A 10,744-nucleotide genomic window follows, 5' to 3' on the forward strand; every position below is an offset into this window, starting at 1 on the left:
ACTTTTGGATGAAAACCTGCAGGACATGCCGTTCCATGCTGGGGAAATATCCATTCAGGTATTTACAGCTATGATTATTTCTGACTTTGATTTTATGAAAACCCTGATATTCCTGACCAACTACGGAAGGGATAACGATACGACTGCAGCTTTGGCCGGAGCTATACTTGGGGCCTACTATGGCTTTGAGAGATTACCCCAAAAAGAAAGACAACAGGTAATCAAGGTTTCCAAAGAACAGCTTGATCTGGATCTCGAGCAGGTGGCCAGAAACTTCACAGCAAGCGTATATCCTGAATAATAATGATGATCAGCAGTATCCCGTTTAGTTATTTTTAAAGTCTGGCTCTGTTTTCATTTTTTAGAGAAAGGATTATTCCTACGTTGTCAAATTATGGAATGGGCCAAAACCTGCCAGGTTTTTTATCCATTAAACTGTTAACCTTTGTATATAAAGCACAAAAACCTGGCAGGTTTCTTCCTTCACCTAATTTTTCTTAACTTTACCACATGCGTCAATTCAGGACCATACTGTTGCTTTTCACTTTGGGGATTGGTTTTTTCCCTTGGCAACTGGTGTGTACAGCCCATCCTTTTGGTCATGACCACGATCCGGATGAGGGTCCTAGCCCCTGTGAATTGCGAAGAATGTATCAGGGAACAAATTCGGCTTTATGGCCTCCTATGGATTGTGAACACATTTACTTGATCACAGATGATTACCAAGAGAATTTAAACGAAACCGTATTAAATAATTTCAGTCCTTTAATTTTTGCAATCTTATACTTTGATTTAATCTTAGTTGAAACCCCTCAGGAAAATGTCTTATTGCCTCCTGATCCCAAGTGCAGGTCAGCCACACTTTTGGCTGACTGTCCCCTTCGTGCTCCCCCTTTGTCTTAATTTTTATTCTAAGGCCTGCCAAATCCTGCGGTCATAGGAAACCTATGCCTCTTCTGAAACGGGCCTTGTCCTACTCTTCCTGAATAGGACCATATCATTCTTCAATTTTCATAATCCTTAAAGACAAAGGACAATGATCAATTTATCCTTCAAAAACCCCTACCTGGTGCTGGTTTTGGCATTGGTTGTGGGTGTATTATCGGTCGTGCTTATACCAAGAATGCCGGTGGACATCCTTCCTCAATTCAAAAAATCAGCCATGCAGATCATCACACTGTACCCCGGAATGCCGGCGGAAGTGGTGGAAAAAGACATAACCAGCCGCATGGAGCGCTGGACAGGTCAATCTCCCGGTATCGAAAAACAGCTTTCCAAAAGCATTATGGGAGTCAGTATTGTTACCAATTTTTATGGGGAAGACATTGACCCGGCAGAAGCCATGGCAAATTCTTCCTCCTATGCGGTCAGTGACATGTATTATCAGCCACCTGGCACCATGCCCCCTATGATTCAGCCATTTGATCCTACGGCATCCAAGCCTCTGATGCTGCTCACGGTAAGCAGCGAAAACAGAAGCGGCAAGGACCTGTATGATGTGGCCTACCTCAACCTCCGTCAGATGTTGAGCGGTGTGCCGGGCATAGTGGCTCCCGCCGCTTATGGCGGTTCCTTGAGGATGGTGTACGTCTATGTTGAACCTGACAAAATGGAGGCTTTGGGAATTTCCCAAACACAGGTAATGGAAGCCATCCAAAAAAACACCACCATGATCCCTTCCGGAGTGGCCAATATCGGTAAGGTCAATTATGGGATTGATGCCAAAGGGCTGATCATAGATGTAGCGGATTTTGATGACATTGTGATTACCTACAAAAACGGCAACCCCATTTACATCAAGGATATTGGGCAAACCAAAGACGCCTCTGCCATACAGACCAATATCGCAAGGGTAGATGGCAAAGAACAGGTTTACCTGCCCATATTCAAACGTCCTGGAGCCAACACCATCGCTTCTGTAGAAGCAGTAAAAAAAGCCTTGCCTGGCTTAAAAGAACGCATGCCTGAGGACGTCAGGCTCAATGTTATCTTTGACCAATCCTCTTATGTGCGAAATTCCATCTCAGGATTACAGCAGGCAGGTCTGGGCGGATTGGTGTTGGTAGTGATTGTCCTGATACTTTTTCTGGGAAATTTCCGCTCTTCCCTGATTGTAGCGATCAGTTTGCCTCTGTCGATTTTGTTCGCCTTCATCATGCTTTACATCACCGGGCAAGCTGTCAACAGCATCACCTTAGGAGGCCTGGCTTTGGTTTTGGGGCTATTGGTGGACAACTCCATTGTGGTATTGGAAAATATTGACCGCCATTTGAGCATGGGAAAAGACTCCTATGCTGCTGCCAAAGATGCTGCCTTGGAAGTTGCCAATCCCGTTTTGGCTTCCACTTTGGTCATCATCGTGGTATTTTTCCCGGTATTGTTCCTCACAGGAATCACCAAGTTTCTTTTCTCCCCCTTGGCGATCACAGTAGCAGGCGCCATGATTGGCTCCTATATTTTTGCCCTTACACTGATTCCAGTCATGGCTGCATATTTCTTCAGAAACAAGCCCAAAAGGTCAGCAGGACATGAAAAGGACACCCAAAGCTCCAAAAGCAAACCATCCAAAGGAAAAGCACTGGAATTTTTCCAGCGCTTTATCGGCAGATTGGGAATCCGCTATCAAAACAGTCTTTCCAATACCCTGAAGTACAGATGGCCCATCCTGACGTTTTCCATCCTATTATTGGCCGCTTCTGTCTATTTGATCAGCAACTTGGGCTATGAATTATTTCCCCAGTCTGATGTGGGACAAATGGAGATCACGGTACGGATGGAATCAGGCACACGTCTGGAAGATGCCAATGAAAGCATCGCAAAAATGGAGCAGCTCATCCGGGAAGAAACAGGAGATGATCTGGAACAGCTTTTTGCCAATATCGGTGTCTTCTATGATTTGCCTGCCGCCTATACACCGAATTCAGGAACACAGGATGCCTTTATCGGCATACAGCTAAAGGAATCCCATCAGACCAGCACCTTTGTATATGCTTCCAGGCTTAGGGAAAAACTTTCTGAAAATTTCCCTGGAGTGGAGCTGAGCTTCAATACAGGGGGAATGATCACAGCAGCGTTGAATGAAGGCAAACCGGCACCTATCGATGTGCAGATCAAAGGAAATGATCTGGAAGTCTTGCGGAAATTATCAGAGCAGATCCGGGATACTGTAGCAAGCCTAGAGGCTACCCGTGATGTGCGGGTTTTGCAGCGGATTGACCAACCTGCCAAAAATATAGACATTGACCGGGTCAAAGCGGCGGAGTTGGGTGTAGAACCTGTGGAAGCCATCAAAAATATGGTCTCCGCACTCAATTCCTCCGTGACCTACGAAAAGGCCTTCTGGATTGACGAACGCAACGGTAACCATTATTTCGTTGGGGTGACTTACCCCGAAAGTGAAATTGACAGCCGCTTTGTACTTGAAAATGTAGGGGTTAACAGTTCGTTGTCAGACCATACTATCCCTTTCCGGAATTTCTCCAAAATAACGGATGGTACCAATCCCGTGGAAATCAACCACCACAATCTGACCCGGGCATTTAATGTCTATGCAAATGTAGAAGGAAAAGATATAGGCCGGGTATCTGATGAAATCCAATCCATTATTGATCAAATAGATATTCCAGCCGGGTACGAAGTCAGTTTTGACGGAGAAGTGGCCATCATCAAAGAATCCTTTGGCGGGCTGGGTTTAGGCCTGGCATTGGCAGGTATTTTATCCTTTCTGATCATAACCCCCTTATTCCGCTCTTTCAGAAAACCGCTGATCATCATTTGTGCCTTTCCCTTTGGTCTGATCGGGGTTGGTTTGCTGATGTGGCTTACAGGTACAAGTCTGAGCATTCAGTCCATCATGGGGATCATCATGATGGTGGGAATTTCAGTTTCCTATGGAAACATCCTTGTTGACCGGATCAATTCCCTGATCAATGAAGGCAAGCAGATAAAGCAAGCCATCATTGAAGGTGCTTCTGACAGGTTCCGTCCCGTGCTGATGACCGCAACCACCACCATATTTGGCTTGCTTCCCACGGCATTGGCAACGGGCGCGGGTTCCGAAGCCAATGTACCCTTGGCCATTGCCGTGATAGGCGGGACCTTTATGGCAACCTTGATTACCCTTTATCTGATCCCGATTTTTTATTCTCTCCTTTCTACCCAAGAGACTGCTCAAACTAAAACACAAAAATCATGAAATCCATCATCATACGATCAAAACCAGTATTCGCTTTACTGCTCTCCCTTTTGATTTCCTGTGACAGGGAAAAAAATGAAGCCGATCAAACAGAAAGGCAAGAAAAAACCCAAAAAGTAGAAGTGGTGAGTCCACAGCAACGATCCTTTACCGCTGAGGTCTTGATCACAGGTACTGCCCGCCCCAATCAGGTGGTCACCGTCCACGCCATGGAAGCCGGCATGCTGATACAGATGCGCAAAGACATCGGCGATCAGGTACGTCAGGGAGAAACGTTGGCTGTATTGGAAAACCCCGAACTGGAACAAAAACAGCTACGACTGGAAGCCGAAACCAAAGCTAAAAAAGCCAATTTTGACAGACTACAATCCACCTTTGAAAAAACTCCCGCACTGACCAATATCCAAATGCTTGAGAATGCAGAGGCGGAATACTTTGCTTTATTGGCTAACCTCGAAGCGGTAAAAAAACAATTATCCTTTCTGACCATCCGGGCTCCTTTTACGGGCATCATCACCAAACGCTTTGTGGACAAAGGAGCCTTGATACAAAGCGGATTGAATCAAAGTAACCCACAGGCCTTGTTTGAAATCCAGGAAATCAATCCCATCCGACTGACCCTTCCTGTACCGGAGTCAGATGCTGTGGGTCTTCGATCAGGAATGGAGGTGGAAGTGTCTTTTCCGGAATTGTCCGGTCAATCATGGATGGCAAAGATAAGCCGAACATCCAGGGCCCTTGATCCCAAATCCAAAACCATGCAAGTGGAAATTGATCTGGAAAACAAGGATGGAAAAATAATTTCGGGCATGTATGCCAAGGCCTTATTGAAAATTGAGAGCAGGGAAAATATCCTGTCCTTACCGGTAATGACCAAAATCAGTCATAAAAACGAGGATTATGTCCTTGTAGTGGATGCCGGGACAGTCAAGAGAATACAGGTGAAAACCGGATTGAGGAATCAGGACTATTTTGAGGTTTTGAATACCGAAATATCGAAGGACTCCCAGGTTATCATCTCAGGCAAAAGCCTGGTGAGCGAAGGACAGACTGTTGCAACCCAATTAAAATCGGACTTATGAAAACCATGCGCTATTCAATCAAACAATCACTGATGCTTATTTGGGGAAGTTGGATTGTTTTTACTGCCAATGCCCAGGAAAAACAATTTCCAATCACCCTGGAAGCAGTCATGCAGCAGATGCAGACAGGCAATCTGACCATCCAAAGATACCAAGAGCAGATTTCCCTCGCTCAGGCCAACTATACCCTGGCCAAAGAATGGTGGGTACCGGAGCTTTATGGAGGAGTCAGCACTTTCCAACTCTGGGGAGCTGCCATGAATGCCGATGGGCGTTTTTTCCTCGATGTCAATGCCGAAAACCTATGGGCTGGCATAGGCCTACAGGCCCAATGGGATTTTTCCGAGGCAGTTTACCTTCCCAAATCAGCCAGATTGCAAATGGAAGCAGCAGCATTCCAAAGTACTGCTGCCAGAAACCAGTCCATCCTTCAGTCGATCAAAACTTATTATGCCCTGCTTTTGGCCCAGCAGGAACTCAGTGCCTATACCCTTCTTCACACCCAGGCCGAAGTAATAAGCAATCAAATAGCTGTCCAGGTAGAAGCCGGAATGCTTTATGAATCGGAGCTGCTGATGGCTCAAAGCAATGCCAGACACTTAAAAGTCAACTTAACCCAAGCCCGGAAAAACTCCATAGAGAAATCCAGCAAACTGGCTGAGATATTAAACCTAGACTATGGGATTCTACCTGTGGCTGCCGACACGGTATTGATGCCTATCCAGTTGGAGGGGATGTCAGCGGATTGGGTCAGCTTCGGAAATATGGACTATCCTGTACTTCTTGATGAAGCTTTTGCTAAAAGGCCTGAACTCAAGGCCGTGGATGCTGAATATGAGGCCACTGTCCAGCAAAAGCACAGACTGACCAAAGGACTTTGGCTTCCGCACCTGGAAGTGGGAACCTATACTTCTTATTTTGGAGGTCTAAGAGGGGAAGTGGAAGCCATGTTTCCCGACCAATTTCCCGAAACCAGGCAGCTTTATCCCACCCAATTTCTAATGGCAAACTTACAATGGAAAATCCCTCTTGGCAGGCTTTTTTATGGCGGAGAAATAAAGCAGGCAGACAGCCGGATGGCACTCAAGGAATTGGAAAGGGATACATTCAAAGCCAAAATCAATCAGGAAGTCCTGCTTGCGGGCAAGGAGATTTATTGGGGCAGAGAGCAGGTGAAAGATGCGAAAGAAGGTTTGGAACTGGCCTCCAGGGCATTGGACCAGAGCATAAAAAGACAGGAAATCGGCACAGCCAAACCCTTTGAAGTCTTCCAAGCCCAGCAGTTTTTCCTTCAGGCCCAATTGGACTACCTAAGGTCGGTAAGTGAATATAATCAAGCACAATTTGCGCTCCTGGTAGCCGTGGGAAACAATTTGTAAGAAATAAATTAAAATTAACCAGTCGATGGAATCAAATGAACTTTTCCAAAGACCATCACGGGCCCCTCATTCTGCTCCTTTCATTTATCCAACTTTGGAAAAGTTAAATCCATGGGATCAAATTAACTTTTCCAAAGTTTAATACGGGTTTCTAATTCAACTCCTTTGTTTTATCTAACTTTGGAAAAGTTATAACCATGCAACACCTAAAACTGATGAAAAATACAATCTGTCTTTTTTTATTATTGGGCTTTTACTTTCCATTAAAGGCACAAACCTACTTTAACTCCCAATATCCCCATGTTTGGCATAGGGCAACTGAATACACGCTGGATGTAGCGAAAGCTATGCCTGAAGAAAACTATCATTTCAAACCTGAAACCAGTGCCATGACTTTTGGAGGACAGTTGCTCCATATCGTGGACAATATCAGTTTTCTCACGCGTTTGATTTCCGGCGAATCCAAAACTTTTTATGACCGGACCAAAGCAGAAGAGTTAAACAAGGATGAGATTATCTATATCTTAGAAAATGCAAACAACTATGTAGGGAAACTGATTGCGGAAATTTCTACAAGTGATCTGAATGAGGCCATCGAGTTCCGCAGGCTGGAGATGAGCAAAGAAAATATTTTTTACCTGCTGCGTGACCATCAGGTCCACCACCGGGGGCAATGCATAGTTTACCTCAGAATGGCAGGTGTAAAAGCTCCTCCCTATGTAGGTTGGTAATCCGTATTAATCTTATAATGGAGTTAAATTAAAAAAGTGATAGGGAAAAAATAAAACATGTATATATGCAATGATGCCAGTAAAATGGGAATTATATTGAATTACCACCAGGAAACTGAAATATCCAGTCCATCGGACTTCCGACTTCCGACTTCGGACTTCCAACTTGTTTAAAGTAGTATATTGGGTTACTGGCAAAGAAGCGGATAAACATTAAATAAAAATATTATAGCTTATGAAGATCAATAAACCTAAACTTTTGATATTTGATGTCAATGAAACCCTTTTGGATTTAAGTCCACTGAAAACCGCTATCAACAATGCTTTTCAAAATGACACTGCTTTTGATTCTTGGTTTTCACAATTGCTTCAATATTCCTTGGTTGAAACCACCACGGAACATTTTCAGGATTTTGGTACAATTGGAAAGGCCGCCATTCAAATGTTGGCTGAAAAACATCATGTCCACATTACACAGGATGAAATTAAGGATTTACTCAGTTGGATAAAAAAATTACCCCCTCATACCGATGTCATCGAGGGCCTTCGAATGTTACAGGAATCAGAATTTAGACTGGTCGCCCTGACCAATGGCACTATGGAGGTGGCTGAGGAACAATTACAATTTTCGGGATTGGAACCTTTTTTTGAACAGACCTTCAGTGTGGAAAGCGTTAGGCATTATAAGCCCCATGGCCTGACCTATCTGAATGTGCTCCGGCAGATGGATATCCCGGCCTCCGACGCCATGATGGTAGCCTGCCATGCCTGGGATATCACAGGAGCACAAAGGGTCGGATTACAGGGTTGTTTTATTTCCAGACCGGGAATGTTTTGGTATCCTTTGGAAAAGAAGCCATTGATTATAGCTGATACAATCATTGGGGCAGCAGAAAAATTAATGACTCATTTTGGGGTCTGAAGGATAAATATCTCCAATATCAAGTAGATTGGATCATCTGTATTCCGGATTGGGATGGTCATGGTCACTTTTGTCCCATTCCGAACGGATATTGCCATGGGCAGGAAAACCGTTTTTCAGCATAAATGCCAAATGCATCAGGTTCCATGCCATAAAGGTGGTGTTTCGTGTTGTGAATTCATTTTCCAATCCTCCGCTTCCTTCGTCCAGGTAGCTTGGTCCCGGGCCTGCCTCCCCTATCCATCCTGCATCCGCTTGTGGAGGAATGGTATAACCCAAATGTTGCAGGCTATAAAGGATATTCATAGCGCAATGCTTCACCCCATCTTCATTTCCGGTAATAAGGCAGCCACCTGCTTTTCCATAATAGGCATATTGCCCTTCCTTATTCAGTTCTCCCGAAAAACCATAAAGCCTTTCTATTACCTTGGTCGCAATGGAGGATTTTTCTCCCAGCCATATTGGTGTGCCTATTACCAGGATATTAGCTGCCATCACTTTTTCCTGAATAGCGGGCCAATCATCTTTATCCCAACCATGTTCTGTCATATCCAATTGCACGCCATAAGCCACCTCATAATCGACTACCCGGATCAGTTCGGTAGAGACACCATTGGCTTCCATGATGGTCTGAGACATCCCCAACAGGCCTTCCGTATGGGAAAGTTCTGGGGATTTTTTTAGGGTACAGTTCAGAAAAACCGCTTTCAGGTCAGAGAAATCTGTCTTGTTGGACTCATTCCACTTTTGTTGGATTTTGTTCAGTTTAAATCTCATTTGCGTAAGGTTTTAATTTTGAGGTTCAAAAATATCCAAGCTTTCATAAAATGGAGCCCAAGCAAACCAATAGCCCATCATCTGGGAAATGGTCTGGAGTTTTTGTCCCTGTTTTGGCCCCTGAACAACATTTCCAAAAACATCAAATCTGTTTCCTGATGCATCTTCCAATATAACGGGTCCCCCGTTGTCCACTAAGCTCAGCTCCACAGGAGTGCCATTCTGCAGTCTTTTTTGAAATGCTACGATAAAGTTTTTGTTTTTATTACCGATAATCACCAGATCCGATCCCGCAAATTCATCTTCAATCAGCATGTGATTTTCACCGAACAGGTTGATGCTGTAAGCTTTGGTTTTGTTGTCCGCTATGACTGCCAAAACCCTTTCCTTTGCCGGCAGTCTGTTGTCTGACCTGCTTACCGGAAAGAATATGGCGTTGTTATTGGTCTTGTAATCACCGTATGGAAATTGCTGATAGTTTCTGTTATGGCCTGTATTAGTGGAAACTACCCGGGTCTGCGGATACATTTCCTTCCACGTTTTCCAAGTGGTCTCCACCAGATTGATGACCGTAGGACTTTCCCCTACCAATTGTCCATTGACTGCCAGCAAGGCCAGTTGGGACCAATTGGTGTCTGTTTTCCTGTCATAGGGAATGACATTGGTATTATAAAGCAATCCGGAAACTCCAAATGTGGTTTTTCCTGCTGAAAGGTTTCTGTCCCATCCTATACCGGTTCCGGTAAGCGGACAGTAGATCACCGAAACTGACACATTGCCCAAATCATCATTGATGATCTCATGCCAGTCGAGTATTTTATGGGGGTAGGCCCTGGCGTCACCTCCATTGACAAAACCCAATATCAGGTCATTGTCATTGAGGTAAGTAGCTGCGGGGGCCTGAATAAGTTCAGGGTTGGTCAGGGCCGGAATCCCATCCTTGCCGGGTCCACCGTCAAACACCTGATCTCGTGGAATCAGCCATTCCCCGGAATTGTCGTTACTGTCTCTTGGATTTCGATCACTATCACAACTCATCAGGATTAGCATTCCCAATAGTATGGATAATGGATATTTGAATGTGTATCTTTTCATAACTCACTGAATTTTATAGTATTACTGATTTTATTTTTCCTTGGATTCAGATTGAAGAAAAGTGCCATGGTATATCGATAGGTTGTGGTCAGCTGTGAACCGTAAAGGTTTCTGTAAACCGGCAAATCTATGGATCCACGCAAAGACAGATCCGGTGTAAAACTGACATTGAAGCCGGGCACTGCATATACCCACTTTCCCCCCGATCCGGGAAAAACACTGTCATCTATCAAATCCACTGACTGCGTCCTATATCTTCCAAAAAAGAAAACATCCATGGGCCAATGGATTAAAAAATTGTAATTCAGGCCTAAATTGGCCTGAAATTCGTCTCCAAACCGATAGACCTGACTACCGTTATAATTCCTGTTTTTACCTGATTTCCTAAACGTGGAAACAAACACCATGCTCATGTTTTGTACCGGGAATTGGGATTTTTGAAAAAATGTCCAGAACATACCGTCCAAAGATCCTGAACCGGGCTGCATATCTGCCTGCAAGGTCAGCCCGTTATTATTTAAAAAGTCTGTCCGTCCTGTGGGCAGTTTTGGACCTGCTCCGAC

Annotated in this window: 10 protein-coding genes; 7 read left to right on the top strand and 3 right to left on the bottom strand. The window is 44.5% G+C overall.

What is annotated here, in order from left to right:
- From ACEW8O_RS12960 to ACEW8O_RS12990, 7 genes are all read left to right on the top strand, one after another.
- Window positions 1-301 (top strand): ADP-ribosylglycohydrolase family protein (locus tag ACEW8O_RS12960; RefSeq protein WP_373495048.1); only part of this gene is annotated, 301 nt, incomplete at its 5' end.
- Window positions 302-510: 209 nt separating this feature from the next.
- A complete protein-coding gene (locus ACEW8O_RS12965) occupies window positions 511-903 on the top strand; it encodes a hypothetical protein (protein WP_373495049.1) in 393 nt (130 codons plus the stop codon).
- A gap of 133 nt (window positions 904-1,036) precedes the next feature.
- On the top strand, window positions 1,037-4,195 hold the full coding sequence (locus ACEW8O_RS12970; RefSeq protein WP_373495050.1) for an efflux RND transporter permease subunit: 3,159 nt from the start codon (window positions 1,037-1,039) through the stop codon (window positions 4,193-4,195).
- Window positions 4,192-5,277, top strand: coding sequence for an efflux RND transporter periplasmic adaptor subunit (locus ACEW8O_RS12975; protein ID WP_373495051.1), 1,086 nt, complete (start codon window positions 4,192-4,194; stop codon window positions 5,275-5,277). Before ACEW8O_RS12970 ends, ACEW8O_RS12975 begins: the two co-directional genes overlap by 4 nt.
- 5 nt (window positions 5,278-5,282) lie before the next feature.
- Entirely contained in the window at window positions 5,283-6,656 is a 1,374-nt protein-coding gene (locus tag ACEW8O_RS12980) for a TolC family protein (protein WP_373495052.1), read from the top strand.
- A 215-nt stretch (window positions 6,657-6,871) separates the two neighbouring features.
- Window positions 6,872-7,387 (top strand): DinB family protein, encoded by a 516-nt coding sequence (locus ACEW8O_RS12985; protein ID WP_373495053.1) that lies wholly within the window; start codon window positions 6,872-6,874, stop codon window positions 7,385-7,387.
- Window positions 7,388-7,622: 235 nt separating this feature from the next.
- Entirely contained in the window at window positions 7,623-8,309 is a 687-nt protein-coding gene (locus tag ACEW8O_RS12990; protein WP_373495054.1) for a haloacid dehalogenase type II, read from the top strand.
- A gap of 33 nt (window positions 8,310-8,342) precedes the next feature.
- Here the strand turns inward: ACEW8O_RS12990 and ACEW8O_RS12995 are convergent, their stop codons facing one another.
- From ACEW8O_RS12995 to ACEW8O_RS13005, 3 genes are all read right to left on the bottom strand, one after another.
- Complete coding sequence (locus tag ACEW8O_RS12995) at window positions 8,343-9,086, bottom strand: flavodoxin family protein (RefSeq protein WP_373495055.1); 744 nt, start codon at window positions 9,084-9,086, stop codon at window positions 8,343-8,345.
- 12 nt (window positions 9,087-9,098) lie between these two features.
- On the bottom strand, window positions 9,099-10,181 hold the full coding sequence (locus tag ACEW8O_RS13000) for a DUF3179 domain-containing protein (protein WP_373495056.1): 1,083 nt from the start codon (window positions 10,179-10,181) through the stop codon (window positions 9,099-9,101).
- Window positions 10,178-10,744, bottom strand: a 567-nt coding sequence (locus tag ACEW8O_RS13005) for a hypothetical protein (protein ID WP_373495057.1), incomplete at its 5' end; no start/stop codon positions are given. The genes ACEW8O_RS13000 and ACEW8O_RS13005, both read right to left, overlap by 4 nt.

Source organism: Aquiflexum sp. (genome assembly GCF_041749095.1).
In the GTDB taxonomy this organism is placed as follows: domain Bacteria; phylum Bacteroidota; class Bacteroidia; order Cytophagales; family Cyclobacteriaceae; genus Aquiflexum.